The organism is Labrys sp. HAY1-8F (assembly GCF_056754975.1).
This window is the reverse complement of the sequence record NZ_JBPGWZ010000002.1, coordinates 15,637-35,635: the sequence shown is the minus strand read 5'-3', so window position 1 is coordinate 35,635 and position 19,999 is coordinate 15,637. Positions and strand designations below refer to the sequence as shown.

At 63.5% G+C, this 19,999-nt stretch carries 17 protein-coding genes and 1 pseudogene; 6 read left to right on the top strand and 12 right to left on the bottom strand.

Features of this window, described 5'->3' with window-relative positions:
- Window positions 1-27: 27 nt before the first annotated feature.
- The 5 genes from ACR9ZN_RS08970 to ACR9ZN_RS08950 are packed head-to-tail and all read right to left on the bottom strand — an operon-like array spanning window position 28 to window position 5,311.
- Window positions 28-1,170 (bottom strand): stage II sporulation protein M, encoded by a 1,143-nt coding sequence (locus ACR9ZN_RS08970; protein WP_481271998.1) that lies wholly within the window; start codon window positions 1,168-1,170, stop codon window positions 28-30.
- The gene (locus tag ACR9ZN_RS08965; RefSeq protein ID WP_481271997.1) at window positions 1,167-2,477 is read right to left on the bottom strand and encodes a DUF58 domain-containing protein; all 1,311 of its coding nucleotides are present in this window, start codon (window positions 2,475-2,477) and stop codon (window positions 1,167-1,169) included. The genes ACR9ZN_RS08970 and ACR9ZN_RS08965 overlap by 4 nt, the downstream gene beginning before the upstream one ends.
- Complete coding sequence (locus tag ACR9ZN_RS08960; protein ID WP_434956111.1) at window positions 2,474-3,430, bottom strand: AAA family ATPase; 957 nt, start codon at window positions 3,428-3,430, stop codon at window positions 2,474-2,476. The genes ACR9ZN_RS08965 and ACR9ZN_RS08960 overlap by 4 nt, the downstream gene beginning before the upstream one ends.
- Complete coding sequence (locus ACR9ZN_RS08955) at window positions 3,399-4,634, bottom strand: DUF4350 domain-containing protein (RefSeq protein ID WP_481271996.1); 1,236 nt, start codon at window positions 4,632-4,634, stop codon at window positions 3,399-3,401. The genes ACR9ZN_RS08960 and ACR9ZN_RS08955 overlap by 32 nt, the downstream gene beginning before the upstream one ends.
- Window positions 4,631-5,311, bottom strand: a complete 681-nt coding sequence (locus ACR9ZN_RS08950; RefSeq protein WP_481271995.1) for a hypothetical protein — start codon at window positions 5,309-5,311, stop codon at window positions 4,631-4,633. Before ACR9ZN_RS08950 ends, ACR9ZN_RS08955 begins: the two co-directional genes overlap by 4 nt.
- A gap of 294 nt (window positions 5,312-5,605) precedes the next feature.
- Here ACR9ZN_RS08950 and ACR9ZN_RS08945 point away from each other — a divergent pair, with 294 nt between their 5' ends.
- The 6 genes and pseudogenes from ACR9ZN_RS08945 to ACR9ZN_RS08920 all read left to right on the top strand — a co-directional run bounded on the left by ACR9ZN_RS08945 (window position 5,606) and on the right by ACR9ZN_RS08920 (window position 12,419).
- Window positions 5,606-7,693, top strand: coding sequence for an ATP-dependent helicase (locus tag ACR9ZN_RS08945; protein ID WP_481271994.1), 2,088 nt, complete (start codon window positions 5,606-5,608; stop codon window positions 7,691-7,693).
- A 31-nt stretch (window positions 7,694-7,724) separates the two neighbouring features.
- Window positions 7,725-8,423: an SOS response-associated peptidase gene (locus tag ACR9ZN_RS08940; RefSeq protein WP_481271993.1), complete on the top strand. Its 699-nt coding sequence runs from the start codon at window positions 7,725-7,727 to the stop codon at window positions 8,421-8,423.
- A 235-nt stretch (window positions 8,424-8,658) separates the two neighbouring features.
- Window positions 8,659-10,932, top strand: a pseudogene (locus ACR9ZN_RS08935) (heavy metal translocating P-type ATPase); the annotation flags it as partial.
- An 84-nt stretch (window positions 10,933-11,016) separates the two neighbouring features.
- On the top strand, window positions 11,017-11,445 hold the full coding sequence (gene cueR / locus ACR9ZN_RS08930) for a Cu(I)-responsive transcriptional regulator (protein ID WP_481271992.1): 429 nt from the start codon (window positions 11,017-11,019) through the stop codon (window positions 11,443-11,445).
- A gap of 31 nt (window positions 11,446-11,476) precedes the next feature.
- Complete coding sequence (locus tag ACR9ZN_RS08925) at window positions 11,477-11,968, top strand: peptide deformylase (RefSeq protein ID WP_441772465.1); 492 nt, start codon at window positions 11,477-11,479, stop codon at window positions 11,966-11,968.
- Between the two features lie 97 nt (window positions 11,969-12,065).
- Complete coding sequence (locus ACR9ZN_RS08920; RefSeq protein WP_434956104.1) at window positions 12,066-12,419, top strand: DUF1428 domain-containing protein; 354 nt, start codon at window positions 12,066-12,068, stop codon at window positions 12,417-12,419.
- A gap of 177 nt (window positions 12,420-12,596) precedes the next feature.
- Here ACR9ZN_RS08920 and ACR9ZN_RS08915 read toward each other — a convergent pair whose 3' ends face one another.
- The 7 genes from ACR9ZN_RS08915 to ACR9ZN_RS08885 all read right to left on the bottom strand — a co-directional run bounded on the left by ACR9ZN_RS08915 (window position 12,597) and on the right by ACR9ZN_RS08885 (window position 19,958).
- Window positions 12,597-12,947: an ArsC family reductase gene (locus tag ACR9ZN_RS08915; RefSeq protein ID WP_481271991.1), complete on the bottom strand. Its 351-nt coding sequence runs from the start codon at window positions 12,945-12,947 to the stop codon at window positions 12,597-12,599.
- A gap of 1 nt (window position 12,948) precedes the next feature.
- On the bottom strand, window positions 12,949-14,178 hold the full coding sequence (locus ACR9ZN_RS08910; RefSeq protein WP_454813698.1) for an MFS transporter: 1,230 nt from the start codon (window positions 14,176-14,178) through the stop codon (window positions 12,949-12,951).
- A 161-nt stretch (window positions 14,179-14,339) separates the two neighbouring features.
- Window positions 14,340-15,407, bottom strand: a complete 1,068-nt coding sequence (locus tag ACR9ZN_RS08905; RefSeq protein ID WP_434956101.1) for an ABC transporter ATP-binding protein — start codon at window positions 15,405-15,407, stop codon at window positions 14,340-14,342.
- A gap of 13 nt (window positions 15,408-15,420) precedes the next feature.
- A complete protein-coding gene (locus tag ACR9ZN_RS08900) occupies window positions 15,421-16,260 on the bottom strand; it encodes a carbohydrate ABC transporter permease (protein ID WP_434956100.1) in 840 nt (279 codons plus the stop codon).
- 2 nt (window positions 16,261-16,262) lie between these two features.
- Complete coding sequence (locus ACR9ZN_RS08895) at window positions 16,263-17,186, bottom strand: carbohydrate ABC transporter permease (RefSeq protein WP_454816751.1); 924 nt, start codon at window positions 17,184-17,186, stop codon at window positions 16,263-16,265.
- Window positions 17,187-17,441: 255 nt separating this feature from the next.
- Entirely contained in the window at window positions 17,442-18,707 is a 1,266-nt protein-coding gene (locus ACR9ZN_RS08890; protein ID WP_481271990.1) for an ABC transporter substrate-binding protein, read from the bottom strand.
- Window positions 18,708-18,788: 81 nt separating this feature from the next.
- A complete protein-coding gene (locus tag ACR9ZN_RS08885; protein ID WP_481274336.1) occupies window positions 18,789-19,958 on the bottom strand; it encodes a PLP-dependent transferase in 1,170 nt (389 codons plus the stop codon).
- Window positions 19,959-19,999: the final 41 nt, after the last annotated feature.

The window sequence follows — 19,999 nt, the reverse complement described above, 5'->3', positions numbered from 1 at the left end:
GCTGCCCTCCCTTGGAGCAAAGCGTGTTCATGGCTGAACGCCTCCCTGCTCTAACAGTTTTTTTCGACGCGTCTTTGCGCTTCTTGGTGAACCCGTCAAATCGAAAGACGCTTTGCCGCAATAGAGGAAATAGATCCCCCACAGCACGGCGGTAACGGCAGCGAAGGCGAAGCGCCAGGAGGTCACGTTGATCAGTTGGCGCAGGCCCCCCTCGATAAAACCGGCGATGAACAGCATGGCAACCGCGCCGCAGGCGATGATGGCGGCCTGCCTGCCGTGAATGGCAAGCGCTTCCAGGCGCGAATAGCGGCCCGGGAAAATGATCTTCTCGGCCACCACCAGGCCGGCGGCGCCACACAGGATGAAGGCACCGAGTTCCGTCACGCCGTGAATGGACAGCCAGCCGATGCAATCGATCAGGAGGCCGCGTTGATAGTGGATCGCCAGGAACGCGCCGACGATCAGCCCATTATAGACCAGCAGCAGCAAGGTCGGCACGCCGGCCATGAAACCGACCCCGAAGGAGAGGATGGCGACCATGCTGTTGTTCTGGAACAGGTAATTGGCAAAGACGATGAAGCTCTCCTTGAAGCCGTCCCAGGGCGCGAACAGCACGCTGCGCAGATATTCGGTGCTGGCGCTCGGCCCCCTCCCTCCCGCGAGGCCGTCGGGAACGATGGCGTTGAACCATTCGGCTTCGCTGGTCACCAGCACGAACCCGGCCGCGATGCCCAGGGCCATCGCCGCGAAAGCGATCAAGATATGCCAGCCCGCTTTGCGCACGGCATCGGGGAAGCCATAGCGGAAGAAATGGCCCAGCCCCGCCAGCAGGCTGGTACGTGGCCCATAGACCACCAGATAGGCCCGCAACGTCAGGGCTTCGAGGTAGCGCAGCAGATTACGGTCGAGCGCGATGCTGCGGGCAACCGACAGGGAAGACAGCGCCGAGCGATAGAGCAGCGGCATCTTCTGCAGTTCGTCGGCGGAGACGCCGTGGATCCCCCGCTTTTCGACGCGCGCGACCAGGTCTTCGAGTTCCCGCCAGCTCTCCTCGCGCCCCCGCCGAAACTCTGCTGAGCGCAGCACAAGCTGAGCCCGAGGTTCGTTGGGCACGCCGATGATCGTCGGAGCCGGCCCGACCTCCGGCATGCCCCCATCCACGGCCGTCATAGCAGGCCCTCCTGCTTGATTTGGAGATAGCGGTTGAGCAAGGCCACGCTAAGCCCACCGACCGGCACATCGACGCAGTGCACGCCGAGACGGGCGATGCGCTCCATCACGATCGCCCGCTCGCGCGCGAAATCATGCGCCACCACGGCCTCGGCCACGACGGTGAAATCCTCCGGCTCGGCATTGGCCAGCCGCGCGGTCAATGGATCCTGCAGCGTGACGAAGATCACGGCATGGCGGTTGGCCATGCGCTTCAAGCTCTCGATCAGCAGCTCGGCCATCACGCTGTCGACGAATTCGGTGAACAGCACCACCAGAGCCCGGCGCTTCAGCCGCGCGTTCAACTCGGCCAAGCCGAGGGTGAAGTTGGTCTCCTCCGTGTGATAGGCAAGCTGGGCCGCGGAGCGCTGCAGCCGGGCATAATAGGTGCTACCCCGCCCCGGTTCGAGATAATGGCGGATGGTGGCGTCAAAGCCGAAACTACCGACGAGATCGCCGGCCCTCAACCCGGTCCAGCCCAGCATCAGCCCCGCCTCGATGGCATGATCGAGCCGCGCCAGGCCGTCGATCGGCTCGAGCATGAGATGGCCGGTGTCGAAGGCCAGCACGATCTGGTGGTTGCGCTCGATGCGAAACTCCTTCGACAGGAGCTTGCGATGGCGGGCCGACTGCTTCCAGTCGATCATGCGAGAGTCGAGGCCCGCCACATGCTCGCGCAACGTATCGAACTCGGTGCCCTCGCCCTTCTGGTTCTGGGTCTTGGTGCCGTAGATGGCGCTCTTGCTCAGCGCCTGGATGGCTGGGCCGAAGGACATGCGGGCGGCGGGCAGTATCTCGATCTTGCGGGCCAATTCCTCCTTCAGGCGCCATTCCACCAGCCCCAAGGGTCCTCGCCAGCGCAGCCAGAGGGCTTCCAGCGTCACCACCCCACGTCGCAGAGCCGTAAAGGGAATGCTGAGCACCTCCGGGGCACCGCCGAAACGGCCAGCAACCATCGGCGGCGTCTCCAGTGGACCATCGAGATCGACCACCGCCTCGATCCTGAGCAGGCGCGCCGACCTCGTGCTACGCAGCGTGACATCGATCCGCCCCTCATTGCCGACCGGCAACCGAATCGGCGCTTGAAGGTCGACGATGAGGGCACGGCGCGGCGGGATCAGCAGCGCGTCGATGGCGATCACCAGCAGGGCCAGCAGGCTTAGGTCGAAGGAAAACGGCCATAGCGCCGGATTCCATACCACCATCAACAGGGCAACGGGGATGCCTAGGCTGAACAGCAGCACGGCGCGCGGTGTCGGCCGGATCATCGGGGTGCTGCCGTCTGGTCCAGGATTTCGTTGACGATGCGGTCGGGAGTGAGGCCATCGATCTCGGCATTGGGCGCCAGGACGATGCGATGACGCAGGATCGGCCGGGCCAGCCGCTTCACATCGTCGGGAATGACGAAATCGCGCCCGTTCAGCGCGGCCAAGGCCCGCACGGAGGCCGCAAGTGCATTGGCGGCGCGGGTCGATCCGCCCGTCTCGATCGCCGGGTGCTGGCGGGTGGCGCGCACCACGTCGACGACATAGTCGATGATCTGCGGCGTCAGCACGATCTGTTCGCTGGTGGCCCGGAGATCGGCGAGCGTTGCCGGATCGGCCTGGCTCTGGAGGCCGAAATCGGAAAGCTTGGGCATGGCCGAGCGGTGCCCATGCTGGGTGACGATGGCTCTCTCTTCGTCACGGCTGGGATAGGTGACATCGATCTTGAACAGGAAGCGGTCGAGCTGCGCTTCGGGCAAGGGATAGGTGCCCTGCTGCTCGATCGGGTTCTGGGTCGCCACCACCATGAAGTCGGCGCCAAGCGCATAGGTCTTGCCGTCGATGGTGACAGCCCGCTCGTTCATCGCCTGCAGCAACGCCGCCTGTGTCTTGGGCGGGGTGCGGTTGATCTCGTCCGCCAGCAGGAGGTCGGTAAAAATCGGCCCTTCGGTCAGTATGAAGGCGTTGGTCTGGAAGTTGAACAGGTTGGTGCCGATCACGTCGCCCGGCATCATGTCGGGCGTGAACTGCACACGACCGAATTTCAGCGACAAGGTCGAGGCGAAGGCCTGGGCCAGTAGCGTCTTACCGGTGCCCGGCACGCCTTCGAGCAGGATATGCCCTCCGCAGAGCAGGCCGGTGAGCATTAGCTCGATGACTTCGTCCTGGCCGACGATGGCCTTGCCGACTTCCTTGCGGATGCCGTCAGCGATATGGGCGACGCGCTGCAGTTCCATCGGAGATTTCTTCCTTCCAATCATGAATATCGCGCGTGGCCTGGAACAAACCGGTCAGGGACGTACCCTGCCCTTCCACGGTGCGTGCGAGGACGTCGGAGGCCTTGGTTTCCAGCCCCCTCGCCTCACCGATCTTGTCGAGCCACTCTGCCAATTTTTCGTCATCGAGCTGGCGTGGTGCGTGAAACAGCCGACCCACATCACGCAATGTCGCCCGCACATAGCGGCGCATGACGAAGGCATGGTGGCCGGCACGGTCGAGCAGGGTAGCCGTGTTGGTGATCAGGCGCCCCTTGCCGAGGTCGAACGCCGGCGGCGCCAGGCGCGGCTTGCCGAAACGGCTCGTGGTGGCCCAAGCCAGCAGCGCCGTCGCGGCAAGTACGAGCAACAGCACGATGACAAAGGGAAACTGGAACAGCTTCTTGAAGGGGCTGTCGACATTGTTGACCATGCCATGGATGGTCTCGTCGAACACGACCTTGCCGTCCCCGAGTTCGGCATCGCGCATGGCATTCAGCAAAGCGAGCGCGAATTCGGCGTTCCGCCCCTTGGTCAGGCCATGATTCTCGATGAGGTCGGGGTCGGCAAGCACCCAGACGCGGCGCTCACCGTCGAGTTTCTCGCCGATCAGCATGCCCTGGCGATTGCCGATGATCGGCGTCAGCTCTTCGCTCTTGATCAGTTGGGCGCCGTCGTCGAAAGAGGGATTCACATTGAGATCGTTGCGGTCCCAGCTCTTGGGCGGGTCTCCCCGCGTCACCTCGAGCTTGGGCTCGACCAGCCGCGCAATGCTGGTAACCCAGGGAATGTCCATCGGCGTGGCGGAGCGGATCCAGGCAGGCTTGCTCCTGTCGGCCAGCGCCCAGCGTTTCGGCAGCACCAGCAGGACATTGCTCTCGCGTCCCAGGCGAATGATGTCGTCCTTCGACAGGCTCGACGTCGGCTCGGCCATCACCAGCACCCCGCCTTCACCAGGGGCGACGGTACCGTTGATGCGGCTGCGGGCAACGGGAACATCGAGGCGTTGCGCCAGCTCATAGAGGCCGGCATGCCCGATCGCCGAGACCGATTTGGTGGTGGTGCTGAAGCCCTGTTCTTCGGACGAGCCGTTCAGCATCAACAGCATGGACAGGGCGAAGACGGCCGTGGCTCCAGCGACCAGCACGGCGAGGACAGGACCTGAGAAGGTGGCTTTTTCGCTCATGCCGCCCTCGCCTGCATCGCTTCGGTCAGGGCCTCATAGCTCTGCCGGCAAGCGGCATAATCGCGCTCTTCGGCAGGGCTTTCGCCGAAATAGACGGGCTCCACGCGACCGATGATGTCGGACAGCGCCTGCTTGCCACGGTCGGGCAGCGACAGGGCCCGAAGAATTTCGCGGCTGGTCAGCGAGTCCGCGAAGCTGACATTGAGCCTCTTGCGCACCTCGATCAGGCTGCGCAGCAGCAAGGCATGCATCGCCTCGGCAAGGCGGCCCTGGCGCGCCAGTTCGTCGGCCTCGACCTGGGCCACCACCATGCGCTCGACCGAGGCGGCCTGAGCGGAGACCTCCGTATCGACACCGGCAACGAGCTTGCGCCGCCCCAGGACCGGCAGACGATCCCGCATCGTCCAGATCGCGAAGATGAGACCCGCGGCGATGGCGGCATAGAGCAGGATGCTCAGCAAGGTTCCCAGCGACGGGTTCCACATGCGCGGCGCCCGCTCATCCTGCTTTGGCTCCGTCTTGGGCGTCACCACCTCGCCCTTGTTGCCGGGCAGGTCGGGTTGCAGGCCGAGATCGCGCGCGACATCCTTGACCACGGCTTGTGGATCGGGGGCAGCGAAAGCCGGCGTTGCCGGCGTCAATGCGAGTAGAACCGCCAAGCCGGCCATAGCCGGCATGATCCTTCCCGTCGGATGTTTTCGACCCCGTTCCCGCACCAAACCGCCAATCAGCCCTGCTTCATATCCGCGAACATGGCGTGACGGCCGATCCGGAGCAAGCGCTCAGGGAACACATTCACGCCGCCTCGATCGAATTCATCCACCAGCGGGAGCGCGGCGGTAGGTCGTTGCCGACAAACGGGTCATTCGCGAATCTGTTCCATTTTTGTTCATATGTAACTTCTACCCTTTCCCGAAGACGGCTCGCCGAATCGGTGGGCAGATTCGTTCCTCACGACGCGAGACCAAGGCATGAACGCGCAGGCAGCCCTTCTTGTCCCCGAGGTGTCCATTCAATCGCCGGTCGACCCTCTTGCCGGCCTGAACGAAAACCAGCGCCGGGCGGTCGAGCATGGTTCGGGCCAGCCGGCCGGGCCCGTGCTGATCATTGCCGGCGCCGGATCGGGCAAGACCAACACGCTGGCTCACCGGGTTGCCTATCTCATCGCCGAAGGAGCTGATCCCAGGCGCATTCTCCTTCTGACCTTCTCGCGCCGGGCCGCCTCCGAAATGACAAGGCGGGTCGAGCAGATCACCGCCAAGGTCATGGGGGCAAAGGGGGCGACACTGAGCGAAGGCCTGACCTGGGCTGGCACGTTCCACGCCATCGGCGCCCGGCTCCTGCGCGAATATGCCTATCAGATCGGGCTCGATCCCTCCTTCACCATTCACGACCGCGAGGATTCCGCCGACCTGATCAACCTGGCGCGCCATGAACTCGGCTTCTCCAAGACGGAAAGCCGTTTCCCGAGCAAAGGCACGTGCCTGGCCATCTATTCGCGCGTGGTCAATGCGCAGGATGAACTCGAAAACGTGCTGAAGGAGGCCTTTCCCTGGTGTCTTGCCTGGGCAGCGGAGCTTCGCAGCCTGTTCGCCGCCTATGTCGAAGCCAAGCTCGCCAACAATGTGCTCGACTATGACGACCTGCTGCTGTGGTGGTCGCATATGGTGGCAGAACCGATGATCGCCGCCGATATTTCGGCCCGTTTCGACCATGTCCTGGTCGACGAATACCAGGATACCAACCGCCTGCAATCCTCGATCCTCAAGGCGCTCAAGCCGGACGGCAAAGGCGTCACGGTGGTCGGCGACGACGCCCAGTCGATCTATTCCTTTCGCGCCGCCACCGTGCGCAACATCCTCGACTTTCCGGCCCAGTTCTCGCCCGCGGCTGAAATCATCACGCTCGATCGCAACTACCGCTCGACCCAACCCATCCTGGCGGCTGCCAATGCCGTCATCGCCCTTGCCAGCGAGCGCTTCACCAAGAATTTGTGGACGGAGCGGCAATCGAGCGAGCGTCCGCATCTCGTCACCGTCAGGGATGAGGCTGGGCAGGCCGATTTCGTCGCCAGTCAAATCCTGGAGAATCGCGAGAGCGGCATGACGCTGAAGCAGCAGGCGGTGCTGTTTCGCGCCTCCCATCATTCCGGCCCGCTCGAGGTCGAACTGACCCGCCGCAACATCCCCTTCGTGAAGTTCGGCGGGCTGAAATTTCTCGACGCCTCCCACGTCAAGGACATGCTGGCCTTGCTGCGTTGGGCGCAGAACCCGCGCGACCGCGTCGCCGGTTTCCGCGTCCTGCAACTGCTGCCGGGCGTCGGCCCCACGTCGGCCGCCAATGTGCTCGACGCCGTCGGTGTCGACGACATCGCGGCCTTGCCGGCGCCTCCCCGCGCGGGCGCGGACTGGCCCGATTTCGTCGACCTCGCCGCGAGCCTGCACAAGGGACCGAGCGACTGGCCCGGCGAGATCGAGCGCGTTCGTCGCTGGTACGAGCCCCATCTCGAGCGCATGCATGAGGATGCGGTGACGCGCCGCGCCGATCTTCTCCAGCTCGAGCAGATCGCGGCGGGCTATGAATCCCGCGAACGCTTCCTCACCGAGCTGACGCTCGATCCGCCCAACGCCACCAGCGACGAGGCCGGAGCTCCCTTGCGGGACGAAGACTACCTCATCCTCTCCACCATCCATTCCGCCAAGGGGCAGGAATGGAAGGCCGTCTTCGTGCTCAACACCGTGGATGGCTGCTTGCCCGCCGATCTCGCCGCCGGCACCAAGAACGATCTGGAGGAAGAGCGCCGGCTGCTCTATGTCGCGATGACACGGGCGCGCGACAGCCTGCATCTTGTCATGCCGCAGCGCTTCTTCACCCATGGCCAGCATTCCCAGGGCGACCGGCATGTCTATGCCAACCGCACCCGCTTCATCCCGGCTTCGATCCTCGATCGCTTCCAGCAGATGATGTGGCCGAGGGTGGCAGCGTCCAGAGCGCGGCAACCCGGCGGCATCCACAGCTCGATCGACCTGCGCGACCGCATGCGCGGCATGTGGCGTTGAGACGTGTGGTTGAGCATGCCATGGTCCGGCCATGTGTGGACGGATCATGCAGCGCAGCCCGGACCTGCCGGGCCTTCAGACGGAACCTGGCGCTACGCCGGAAGAGGTCGCTCGTGCCTGGGAGGCCCATTTCAATGGCGCACCGGCGCAATATTTCTGGGTGTTCCGCCGAAAACCCGGATCGGCGACCTATGTTCGGGATCTCCTGCAATGGGGCCTCATTCCCAACTGGGTGAAAGATCCCAGCGACTGGCCGAAGCCGATCAACGCCCGTTGCGAGGGCATCCAGACCAAGCCTTCCTTCCGCGATGCCTATAAGGCACGGCGCTGTCTCGTTCCGATCGATCTCTTCTTCGAATGGATGAAGATCCTTGAGCCGGACGGCAAGCCGGTGAAGGGAGCCAAGCAGCCATATGCCATCGCCATGAAGGATCGCCGTCCCTTCGCCGTGGCCGGCGTCTGGGAAAGCTGGATCGACAAGGCCTCTGGTGAGATCACGCGCAGCTTCGCCGTCGTCACCTGCCAGGCCAATGCGCTGATGGCGACGATCCACGACCGCATGCCGGTAATAGTGGCCCCGGAGAGCCATAAGCGCTGGCTCGACAATATCGAGCCGGATCCCTTCGACCTGATGGTGCCCTTTCCGCCGGAGCTGATGGAGATCTGGCCGATTTCTTCGCGCGTAAACAGCCCAGCCAACAACACGGAAGATATCGCCAGGCCCATGTGAGGATACTGGGAGCGCGGACTTCTCAGCTCCATGAAGTCATGGGGCGATGTCCGCTCTGTCAGCGTGATATTTCACAGAGCGGACTGGAAGTCCGCGCTCCGAACAAGAAGCCCTTGACCTTCCCATGACTGGAAGGTTTACCTATCTTGGCAATGACCTGGAAAGGGATTGCCCCATGTCTCCGACTATGAGCCCTCCGACTTTGAGCTCTTCGACTTCGAACCCCGCAACTTTTGACATCGCCATCGAGGGCATGACCTGCGCTTCCTGCGTTCGTCGCGTGGAGAAGGCCATCGCCGCCACCCCAGGCGTCGTGCAGGCCGCCGTCAATCTCGCCACCGAGCGGGCGCAGGTCGCCTTCGAGGGGCCGGCCAACCTGCCTCCTGTGCTGGCTGCCATCGCCAAAGCGGGTTACGGCGCCCATCTGATCGAACAAGACCGGGCCGAGGATCCTGAACGCACGGCCCGCAAGGCCGAGATCGCTACACTGCGCCGGGATCTGGCTCTTGCCGCCCTGCTGACCGTGCCGGTCTTTCTGGTGGAAATGGGCGGACACCTGGTGCCGAGCCTGCACCACGCCGTCCAGATGAACCTGGGTCGCTGGAACTGGTATGCGCAATTCGTGCTGATCAGCCTCGTGCTGTTCGGGCCGGGGCTGCGCTTCTTCGTCAAGGGCATTCCGGCGCTGCTGCGGGGTGCTCCGGACATGAACGCCCTGGTCGCCCTCGGTGCCGGTGCGGCCTGGCTGTTCTCGGTCGTCGCGACCTTCCTGCCCTCGGCCCTGCCGGCGGGAACGGCCTATGTCTATTTTGAGGCCGCCGGCGTCATCGTCACGCTGATCCTGCTCGGCCGCTATCTGGAGGCGCGGGCCAAGGGAGAGACCAGCGAAGCGATCCGCAAACTGGCCGGGCTGCAGGCCAAGACGGCCCTGCGCCTGCGCGACGGCTCGGAAACCGAAGTGGCGATCGCCGAGCTCCAGCCGGGAGACATCATCCGGGTGCGCCCCGGCGAGAAGATCGCCGTCGACGGCGAAATCGTCGAAGGCTCCTCCTTCGTGGACGAGTCGATGATCTCCGGCGAGGCGATACCGGTTACCAAGGGCGTGGGTGCCGAAGTCATCGGTGGGACCATCAACAAAACAGGCAGCTTCTCGTTCCGAGCGACGAAGGTGGGCTCGCAGACCCTCCTCGCCCAGATCATCCGCATGGTCGAGGCAGCCCAGGGCGCTAAGCTGCCGATCCAGGCGCTGGTCGACAAGGTGACTGCCTGGTTCGTGCCCGCCGTCATCGCCATCGCAACGCTGACCTTCCTCGCCTGGCTGCTGTTCGGCCCGAGCCCCGCCCTCAGCTTCGCTCTCGTCAATGCGGTTGCCGTGTTGATCATCGCCTGCCCCTGTGCCATGGGCTTGGCTACCCCCACCTCGATCATGGTGGCGACAGGCCGTGCGGCCGAACTCGGCGTGCTCTTCCGTCGCGGCGATGCCCTGCAGAGCCTGCGTGATGTCGAGATCGTCGCCTTCGACAAGACGGGAACCCTCACCCAGGGCGAGCCTGCGGTCACAGATATCGAAACCGCCCCCGGCTTTTCGGAGAATGAGGTTCTCGCTCTGCTGGCCTCGGTGGAAGCGCGTTCGGAGCATCCGCTCGCCACCGCCATCGTCAAGGCGGCCCGCGAGCGTAACCTCGACATTCCCTCGGCCACCGATTTCGAGGCGATCCCGGGGCGCGGCGCCTCCGCCCTCGTCGATGGCCGGAAGATCTCGATCGGCTCGGCACGCTGGATGGCAGAACAGGGCTTTGATGCCGGGATTCTCTCCGATCGGCCAGAAGCCCTCGGCGCACAGGCCAAGACGCCGCTTTTCGCGGCCGTCGACGGCAAGATCGCCGCGGTCATCGCCGTCGCAGATCCGATCAAGCCGACGGCCAAGGCCGCCGTCGCGGCCCTCAAGGCACTCGGTCTCCGGGTTGCGATGGTGACGGGCGACGCCCGGCGGACGGCACAGGCGATTGCGGCAAGGCTCGGGATCGAAACCGTCGAGGCCGAAGTCCTGCCGGACGGCAAGGCCCAGACCGTGCAGCGGCTGGCGGCCGGAGGGCGCAAGATCGCCTTCGTCGGCGACGGCATCAACGATGCGCCGGCGCTCGCCACCGCCGATGTCGGCATCGCCATCGGCACGGGCACCGACGTCGCCATCGAGAGCGCGGCGGTGGTGCTGATGGCCGGCGATCCCAATGGAGTCGTCAGGGCCATAGGCCTGTCACGGGCGACCATGCGCAATATCGGCCAGAACCTGTTCTGGGCCTTCGCGTACAACATCGCGTTGATCCCCATCGCTGGCGGCGCTCTCTATGCCGTCAACGGCACCTTGCTCTCGCCGATGCTGGCAGCCGGCGCCATGGCGCTTTCAAGCGTCTTCGTGGTGACCAATGCGCTCAGGCTCAAGGGCTTCCAGCCTGAGACTGCGCCAGCACAAGCGACAGGTGTACAGACATTGACTTCATCAAGCTAATTCAAGGGAATATCGAAGAAAGCTCATCAAGATTCGAAGGTCGTGATGAGGTCTTCGCGTGAAGGACGAACAGGAAGAACCGTCATGAATATCGGTGAAGCATCCGCCGCCTCCGGCGTCTCGGCCAAGATGATCCGCTATTATGAATCTATCGGGCTCGTACCGAACGTAGCCCGCACGGAAGCCGGCTATCGCGTCTATGGTGACAGCGATATTCACACACTGCGTTTCATTCGCCGCTGCCGCGATCTCGGCTTTTCCGTCGAGCAGATGGAAACCTTGCTCGCTTTGTGGAGCGATCGCAGCCGTGCGAGCTCCGATGTCAAGAGCATCGCCGCAGCTCATATCATCGAGCTCGAACGCAAGGCGCGCGAGATCGAGGGTATGGCGAAGACCCTGCGCCATCTCGTCCATAATTGCCACGGCGACGACCGGCCCAACTGCCCGATCCTGGAGGATCTTTCCCATGGCGAGGAGGCGGCACCCCCCAAGCCCAAGCGTCGCCGAGCGTGATGTGCATGATGAGGTGAGCTAACTTCCCGCCATGCCTGTCCAACCGATTCTGCGTTTTCCCGATCCATGCTTGCGCCAGGCGGCAAATCCCGTGACCGAATTCGGGCCCAGGCTTGCCGCCCTAGCCGAGGATCTGCTCGACACCATGCGCGCCGCGCCCGGCATCGGCATTACGGCCCCGCATCTGGGCATTCTCGAAAGACTGACGGTGATCGAGCTGCCCGATGAGAAAAGAGTGCGGATCTATGTCAATCCGCGCGTCGTCTGGTCATCGCACGATAAGCGGGAGCATGTCGAAGGCAGCGTCTCAATGCCCGGTGCGACCGAGACGGTCGAACGTCCCGCCCGGGTGCGTGTCGCCTTCCAGACCCTTGAAGGGGCGGAGGAGACCGAGGAAGCCGATGGATTGCTCGCCGTCTGCCTGCAGCACGAAATCGACCAGCTCGACGGCATTTTCTGGATCCAGCGTCTGTCGCGCCTGAAACGCGAGAGGCTGATCAAGCGTTTTCAAAAGCGATCCTGACGCCAGCCAGCCCCGCAGACAACAAAATTTCGCCAGGGCTGTCGGCTTGGCCGGATGCCGAACGTCCTTCGGGAGATCGAAACAGGAGGAAGCTGAAATGACCTATGTCGACGGTTTCGTTGTCGCCGTGCCCAAGCAGAACCTCAAGGCCTATGAGGAAATGGCCCGTCTCGGCGGCCAGGTCTGGATGGAACATGGCGCACTCAGCTATGTCGAATGCGTTGCCGACGACGTGCCTTATGGCGAGGTCACGTCCTTTCCGCGCGCCGTCCAGGCCAAGGAGGATGAGATCGTGGTGTTCTCCTGGGTGACCTACCGCTCGCGCGAGGAGCGTGACGCCATCATGGCCAAGGTGATGGCCGATCCCCGGCTGGAGGGTAGCATGGCGAACGCGCCCTTCGACGGAAAGCGCATGATCTTTGGCGGCTTCACCACCTTGATCGAGCGGTAGGCCAGGTCCTCATCGCCGCCTGTTCACAAGCGCCAATCGAAGGCATCAGAATTGGTGTGCCGATCTCCAGATCGGCATCTTTTCGACAGACAATTGCTACCCAGAATGCCGATCTGGAGATCGGCACACCAGCATAAGCGCTCTTGTCCGCCAGGTTAGGACCACCGCCCTGTCTCATCAGGCCAGGACGGCGGCGTAGTTGTCGGGCTTGAAGCCGACCAGCAGCTTGCCGCCGCCGAGGTCGAGGACCGGGCGCTTGATCATGGTCGGTTCGGCCAGCATCAATGCGATCGCCTTGGCCCGGTCGATACTCTGCCTGTCGGCCTCGGGCAAGGCGCGGAACGTGGTGCTCGACTTGTTCAGGAGTGTTTCCCAGCCGACCTTGTCCACCCAGGCCTCGAGGCGCTTGCGGTCGATCCCTTCGGCCCGGTAATCGTGAAAGCCATGCGCCTTGCCATGCGCGTCGAGCCAACTGCGTGCCTTCTTCATGGTGTCGCAGGTCTTGATACCGTAGATCGTCACGCTCATGTCAGGTCCTGTTTGCGGGGCCGTACAAGGCCCTGTTTTCCGTCGAAAAATAGATAAGGGCGAGGACCGGCAGGGCAAAGCCCAGCCAGGAGACCGCCGCCCAGCCGCCATGGGCAAAGGCCCAGCCCCCCAGCGCCGAGCCGAGCGCACCGCCCACGAAGAACGTCGCCATATAGACGCCGTTGAGGCGGCTGCGATATTCCGCACCCAGATTGTAGATCAGGCGTTGGCCGAGCACGACATTGGCCGAAACGCCGAAGTCGAGCACAATCGCGGCAGTGACCAGTAGGCCGAGCGACAGGCTCGATCCCGGCTCGGCCAAATGGGTGAGCAGGAAGCTGAGGGCGCCGAGCGTCATGGCGAAGGCCGAGGCTGGACGGACCCAGCCGCGATCGGCGATACGCCCGGCGAGCGGGGCTGCCACCGCGCCTGCCGCCCCGGCCAGCGCGAACAGGGCAATGCCCGACTGCGTCATGCCAAAGACGGGGCTCGCCAGCAGCAGCGGGGTGCAGGTCCAAAACACGCTGAAGGCGCCGAACATGCAGGCTTGATAGAGAGCACGCCTGCGCAGGATCGGCGTGGCGCGCATCAAGGTCGCCATCGAGAGGAGAAGACGGCCATAGGACGGAGCCGGCGGCGGCTGGCGCTTGGGCAAGGCCCGGGCCAGCACTGCGCCCAGCACCAGCATGGCGACGATGGAGACCAGGAACACCATGTGCCAGGAGCTGAAATAGGTGATCAGGCTCGATACCGGACGGGCCAGCATGATGCCGACCATCAGCCCGCTCATCACATTGCCGACCACCCTGCCCCGCCGCGCCTCGGGTGCGAGATGGGCGGCAAAGGGGACGAGGATCTGCACGGCCACCGATCCGAGCCCGATCAGCAAGGCCGAGACCAGGAATTGCAGGCTGTCGCGGGCCAGCATGGCCCCTGCCAACGCGATCACCGCCAGGCCCATCACCCAGAGGATGAGCTTGCGATTCTCGATCAGATCGCCGAGCGGCACCAGGAACAGCAGCCCGGCGCCGTAACCGATCTGCGTCATCGTCACGATCAACCCAGCCGCGCCTGGCGACATGCCGAGATCAGCGCTGATCAAGCCGACGAGCGGCTGGGCATAGTAGATATTCGCGGCGATGAGGCCGCAAGCCGCAGCGATCAACAGAGTGACCCAGGCGGAGGCGGCGGGCTCCTGCACGGCCTCGCTGCTCGTTGCAATGCGGGACATCAAATCTCACAAAAGAAAAGGCATGCAGCCCCCGGCTATGGGAAAGCGTCATGCGAGCCTGAAAGGAATTCAGCTCTTCTTTTGTCACGGGCAATGCCGGCTTGGCCAGCCCTTGTCCGACAAAAGCTCCACGCATCTGCCACTGGCAGGCGCGGATCGCATCAGGTAAGCCTGATGCGCTCCCCGCTGGCAGGGTCGAACAGCCTGAGATCGCCGGGAGCGATGGCCAGCTTCACGATCTCGCCTACCGTCAAGGCGGGACGCTCGGTCGTGAAGAGCTTCACCCCCTGACCGCCGATCTCCAGGTGCGCCACCGTGCCGAGCCCTGTCGGCTCCACCAGATCGACGCGGGCCGGCACGTTACCCGCCGACGACAGCACCGCGCGCTCGGGGCGAATGCCCACGACGACCTTGGCGGGCAGGCGCTGGCCCGGCAGGACGGCAAGAACCGTATCGCCGACCCGCAAGGCCGTGCCTCCTTCGCCCGGCTGTGCCTGCGCATCGAGAAAGTTCATGGCCGGCGAGCCGATGAACCCGGCCACGAACATATTGGCGGGATCGTCATAGAGTTCGAGCGGTGCGCCGACCTGCTGGATCACGCCGCCCTGCATGGCGACGATGCGATCAGCCATGGTCATCGCCTCGATCTGGTCATGGGTGACATAGACCGAGGTCGCCCCGAGATCGCGGTGCAGTTTGCGGATCTCGAACCGCATCTGCTCGCGCAGCCGCGCATCGAGATTGGACAGCGGCTCGTCGAACAGGAAGGCCTTGGGATTGCGCACGATGGCGCGCCCCATGGCAACGCGCTGGCGCTGCCCGCCCGACAACTGCCGCGGCTTGCGCTCCTGCAGAGCTTCTAGGCCGAGCTTGGCACCCGCCTTGGTCACAGCATCCGAGATGAAATCGGCCGCTTTCTTCCGCAGCTTGAGCGCATAGCTCATATTGTCGCGCACGCTCATATGCGGATAGAGCGCATAGGACTGGAACACCATGGCGATGTCGCGATCCTTCGGCGGCAGGTCGTTCACCATGGCGCCGTCGATGAGGATCTGCCCCTGGGTGGTATCTTCCAGCCCGGCAATGAGACGCAGCAAAGTCGACTTGCCGCAGCCGGACGGGCCGACGAGCACCACGAACTCGCCAGAGGCGATGGAGAGGTCGATGCCCTTGAGGATGGGCAGCGCGCCGTAATTCTTGCGGACGGCTTTCACTTCGATATTGGCCATCGGAATAAACCTTTCAGCCCTTCACCGCGCCAGCGGTGAGGCCCTGGACCAGATAACGCTGGATCAGGAAGAAGAAGATGCAGACGGGGATGAGCGCGAGCACGCCGGCCGCCATCATCTGCCCGAAATCCACCGCGAACTTCGACACGAAGTTGAGCAGGCCCACCGGGAAGGTGATGACATTGTCCTTGGTGTTGAGCATCAGCGCGAAAAGCAGTTCGCTCCAGGCTGCGGTGAAGACGAAGCCGAGGGTGGCGGCGATGCCAGGCATGGTCAGGGGCAGGATGATCTGGCGCAGCGCCCCGAAGCGGGTGGCGCCGTCGATCATCGCCGCCTCTTCCAGATCCTTCGGAATGCCGTCGAAGAAGGACTGCATCAGGAAGGCGGCGAACGGCACATTATAGGCGGTGTAGATGATGATCAGGCCCGTCAGGCTGTTGTTGAGCCCGAGCGGCTGAAACAGCTTGAAGATCGGCGCGATGGTCATCACCAGCGGGAACATCTGAGTGATCAGCATCAGTCCGACCAGCCAGAACTTTCCCTTGTAGACAAAGCGCGAAAAGCTGTAGCCAGCACCAGCCGCCACGATCGTGGTGAACAGAGCCGTCAAGGCCGAAATGATCACGCTGTTGCGGAAGAACAACGGAAAATCCGTGTGGCGGATCACCGAGGCATAATGATCGAAGCTGAAGCGCGAGGGCCACAGCTTGACCCCTTCGCTGTAGAGCAGGTCATTGGGCGTCACCGAGACCTTGAACAGCCAGAACAGCGGAAACAGCGCGAAGGCCAGGAACAGGCCGATCAGCGTGTAGTGCAGGACCCAGTAGATGGAACGACGTGTGGAGCGGCGCATGATCATCCCCTCCGGATCAGCATTTGCCTGAGCGCGATGAGCGTGGCGGCATAGGCAAGCAGCAGCACGAGCAGTACCAGCGAGATCGCCGAGGCATAGCCGAAATCGAGGCGCTTATAGGCTTGGGTGTAGATGTAGCTGGCGACGATCTGCGTCGAATCCGCCGGCCCGCCTCCGGTCATCACCACGATGAGATCGGCTGAATTGGCGATCCAGACGGCGCGCAGCAGCACCGTGATGGCGATCGTCGGCGCCAGGAACGGGATGGTGATCGAGGTGAAGCGCTTGAGCGGTCCGGCCCCGTCGATCTCGGCCGCCTCATAGATGTCCTGCGGAATGGACTGCAGGGCGGCCAGCAGGGTGATGGCGAAGAACGGAAAGCCCCACCAGACATTGGCGACGATCGGTCCCCAGATGGCATGGGTAGGGCTGGACAGAATATTGTCGGGTGCTGCCATCATACCCAGTCCCGACAGCCAATGCGGCAAGGGCCCGACAATGGGATTGAACATCCAGGCCCAATTGAGGCCGGACAGGAAGCTCGGCACGGCCCAGGGCAGGAACACCAGGGCCTGTACCGCGCCACGTCCCGGGAAGGGCCGGTTCAGCAGCAAGGCCAGGATGAGTCCGAGCACGAACTGCAGCGCGACGGAAATCACGGTCCACAGCACGGTATTGGACAGGGCGTTCCAGAAGTTCAGGTCGCCCCACAATGTGCGGAAATGCTCAAGGCCGACATAGCCGCCCCCGAATGGTTTCAGCAGCTGGATATCGCGAAACGCGTAGGACATGCCGATTGCCAGAGGCACCAGCATGATCGCCACGATCAGAATGATCGAAGGAGTGGCATAGAGCCAGGGTTCGAACGCCAGCCGGGCGCTTCGACTGCGCCGGCTGGATTGGACGGGGATATCTGCCAGAGCCATGATGATCCGATCGGGAACGGGCTGGGGACCGAGAAGACAGCCGGCGCGCCCAACCATCCCTTCTCCCCTTGCGGTTATCGTCCACTCCACTTGGAGTGGACCGGGGGATGGTTGGCGGATGAGGGGTTCCGGCGAGCCCCTGGAGAGGTCGCATCTCTCCCCTCATCCGGCATTCGTGCCACCCAAGGCACTTCCGGAGGAAGTGCCAGGTCTCGCAAGGGGAGAAGGATGGCGCGCGCAGAGCCTACGAAACGATTACTTCTTCTTCGCCAGGTAGGCCTGCTGAGCCTTGGTGAGATATTCGGCCCACTGACTGGCAAGCTGATCCGGCGCGAGCTGGCCGAGCAGGGCCTGCTGCGTGGTCTTCAACGCGATGGAGCTGTCGAAGAAGGCCCACTCTTCCAGGTGGAACGGCATGACCAGGGGCACGACATTAGGGTCACGCAGTTCCTCGAACCAGCCCTTGAACTTGGGGTCGGCATAGAAGGGATCCTGCTCCGCCGCCTTGTAGATCGGCAGGGCACCGGTGCGCTTGTTCCAGGCGATGTTGCCTTCCGGGCTGTCCAAAGCCGCGATCAGCTTCCAGGCCAGATCCTTGTTCTCCGAAGCCGCGAACATCGACCAGGAGGCATAGCCCAGGGTCGGGAAGCTCTTGCCGCCCGCTCCCTTGGGCATGGGAGCGACGTCGTAATCGTCCTTGCTCATCTTGTCGGCCACGGCGATCAGGGCATCCGGATCCTGGTCAAGCATGGCGCAGGTACCGGAGTAGAAGCCGGTGACGATCTCGTTGAAGCCCCAGTTCACACTGTCCTTGGGAACGTAGCCGTTCTTGTAGAGATCGACGAACACGCTGAGGCCTTTCACCCAAGCGGGGTCGGCCATGGTGGAAGTGCCGTCCGCCTTGAAGAAGGTGTCGTTGCCGGCCGTGGTGGCGCCCATCATCATCCAGCCATTGAGGCCGCCGGGGCCGCCGCGCAGGCAGTATCCGAACTTGCCGGGAATGGCGGAGATCTTCTTGGCGCTCTCGACGAACTCGTCCATCGTCTTGGGCGGGTTGTCGATGCCGGCCTGCTTGAACAGCTTCTTGTTGTAGAACAACGCGCGCAGATAGAAGCCGTAGGGCAATCCATAGGCGGTGTTGTTGATGTAGCGCCCCATCTGGAGCGTCTTGTCGTTGAGGTCCTTGGTGTGGTCCCACTTGGCCAGATAAGGCTCGAGGTTCTCCAGCATGCCGTTATTGGCATAGAGCGAGATCCAGCGATCCGGCATCTCGACCACATCCGGCGTGTCGCCCGCCGAAACCATGGTGGCGAACTTCTCAAAGGCCTGGCCCCAGGGCAGCGAGGTGATCTCGACCTTCACGCCGGGATTGGCATCCTCGAAGGTCTTGACGATCTGCTTGAGCGTCTCCGTGCGCTCGGGGCTGGTGATCACCTCCGTCAGCTTGAGCGTGGTATCCGCCCAGGCTGGCAGAGCCAGCGCTAGCGAGGCCGTGGCGGCCAGCAGTAGTTTCTTGAACATTGAGACTCCCCTCTCTTGTTATTGCGCTTCACTTCCAAGGTCGTCCCGGACACCTTCCGACGGATTGCGTCCGGGCTCGCCCTATCTCTTCGCAGCTGATAGCGCCTGGGTGATATCGCCCCAGAGCGCATCCACGCCCTCAAGGCCGACATGCAGCCGCACCATGCGTTCGGGCACACCGAAATCGACGGCCGAATTGGGGCCGGCATTCTGGCCGCGTCCGACCAGGGCCGGCACCACCAGGCTTTCATGCCCGCCCCAGCTCACGCCGATCTTGAACAGGCGCAGGGCGTTGCAGAAGGCGGGAATGTCGACACTGTCGTCGAATTCGAAGGAAAACAGGCCCGAAGTACCACTCAATCCCGGTGGCAGGCTGTTGCCGAGGCCTGGATGATGGACCGCTACCACTTCGGGCAACTCGCCAAGCTTGCGCGCCACGGCCAGCCCCGCCGCCTCGTGCGCCTTCATGCGCGTCGGCAGCGTGCGCAGACCGCGAAGCAGCAGCCAGGCCTCGAACGGGGCCAGCTTGGCGCCGAGATAGGGCGTGATGGTGCGCCGGATGATCTCGACGAGTTCCTTGCGCCCTGCCACGACCCCGGCAACCACGTCCGAATGGCCACCGATATATTTGGAAGCCGAATGCACGACGAGGTCGACGCCGAGGCGTACCGGCTGCTGAAATACCGGCGAAGCCCAGCTGTTGTCGATGATGCTGATCACCCCATGGTTGCGCGCCAGGGTCGTGAGGGCGGGAATGTCCTGCGTCTCCATCATCCAGCTGTTCGGGCTCTCCAAATAGAGCAGCTTGGCACCCGGCAGCGCCGCCGCCACCGCATCGGCGTCACGGCCATCGACATAGACCGTTTCGACCTTCCAGCGCTTCAGCAGAGTTTCGAACAGGCGATAGGCATCGGGATAGACATGGCGCACGCAGACAATGCGGTCGCCCGGCTCGAGAAAGGCCAGCACGCTGGAGGAAATCGCACCCATGCCGCTGGCAAAACCGATGGCATCGTCTGTGCGCTCCAGCTCGGCGATCTTCTGCTCGAACAGCCGCGTGGTCGGATTGCCGACGCGCGAATAGACCGGGCGCACCTGCTCGCCGCGATAGGTCGCCGCCATCTCCTCGAAGCTGGAAAAAGTGAACAGCGAAGTCTGCACGATAGGCGGCACCACGGCCTCGAAGGCGTGAGTATCGTCATGGGCGACGACGAGGCTGGCATAGTCGAAGTCGGCCCAAACCTCCGTCATCTGGGCCTCCTTCATCTGGGCCTCGGTCATCCGATGGTCAG

What these genes read in the sequence shown, in the direction of transcription:
- ACR9ZN_RS08970 (WP_481271998.1), bottom strand. Translation starts at nt 1,170, where the DNA reads ATGACGGCCGTGGATGGGGGCATGCCGGAGGTCGGGCCGGCTCCGACG.
- ACR9ZN_RS08965 (WP_481271997.1), bottom strand. Translation starts at nt 2,477, where the DNA reads ATGATCCGGCCGACACCGCGCGCCGTGCTGCTGTTCAGCCTAGGCATC.
- ACR9ZN_RS08960 (WP_434956111.1), bottom strand. Translation starts at nt 3,430, where the DNA reads ATGGAACTGCAGCGCGTCGCCCATATCGCTGACGGCATCCGCAAGGAA.
- ACR9ZN_RS08955 (WP_481271996.1), bottom strand. Translation starts at nt 4,634, where the DNA reads ATGAGCGAAAAAGCCACCTTCTCAGGTCCTGTCCTCGCCGTGCTGGTC.
- ACR9ZN_RS08950 (WP_481271995.1), bottom strand. Translation starts at nt 5,311, where the DNA reads ATGCCGGCTATGGCCGGCTTGGCGGTTCTACTCGCATTGACGCCGGCA.
- ACR9ZN_RS08945 (WP_481271994.1), top strand. Translation starts at nt 5,606, where the DNA reads ATGAACGCGCAGGCAGCCCTTCTTGTCCCCGAGGTGTCCATTCAATCG.
- ACR9ZN_RS08940 (WP_481271993.1), top strand. Translation starts at nt 7,725, where the DNA reads ATGTGTGGACGGATCATGCAGCGCAGCCCGGACCTGCCGGGCCTTCAG.
- cueR (WP_481271992.1), top strand. Translation starts at nt 11,017, where the DNA reads ATGAATATCGGTGAAGCATCCGCCGCCTCCGGCGTCTCGGCCAAGATG.
- ACR9ZN_RS08925 (WP_441772465.1), top strand. Translation starts at nt 11,477, where the DNA reads ATGCCTGTCCAACCGATTCTGCGTTTTCCCGATCCATGCTTGCGCCAG.
- ACR9ZN_RS08920 (WP_434956104.1), top strand. Translation starts at nt 12,066, where the DNA reads ATGACCTATGTCGACGGTTTCGTTGTCGCCGTGCCCAAGCAGAACCTC.
- ACR9ZN_RS08915 (WP_481271991.1), bottom strand. Translation starts at nt 12,947, where the DNA reads ATGAGCGTGACGATCTACGGTATCAAGACCTGCGACACCATGAAGAAG.
- ACR9ZN_RS08910 (WP_454813698.1), bottom strand. Translation starts at nt 14,178, where the DNA reads ATGTCCCGCATTGCAACGAGCAGCGAGGCCGTGCAGGAGCCCGCCGCC.
- ACR9ZN_RS08905 (WP_434956101.1), bottom strand. Translation starts at nt 15,407, where the DNA reads ATGGCCAATATCGAAGTGAAAGCCGTCCGCAAGAATTACGGCGCGCTG.
- ACR9ZN_RS08900 (WP_434956100.1), bottom strand. Translation starts at nt 16,260, where the DNA reads ATGCGCCGCTCCACACGTCGTTCCATCTACTGGGTCCTGCACTACACG.
- ACR9ZN_RS08895 (WP_454816751.1), bottom strand. Translation starts at nt 17,186, where the DNA reads ATGGCTCTGGCAGATATCCCCGTCCAATCCAGCCGGCGCAGTCGAAGC.
- ACR9ZN_RS08890 (WP_481271990.1), bottom strand. Translation starts at nt 18,707, where the DNA reads ATGTTCAAGAAACTACTGCTGGCCGCCACGGCCTCGCTAGCGCTGGCT.
- ACR9ZN_RS08885 (WP_481274336.1), bottom strand. Translation starts at nt 19,958, where the DNA reads ATGACGGAGGTTTGGGCCGACTTCGACTATGCCAGCCTCGTCGTCGCC.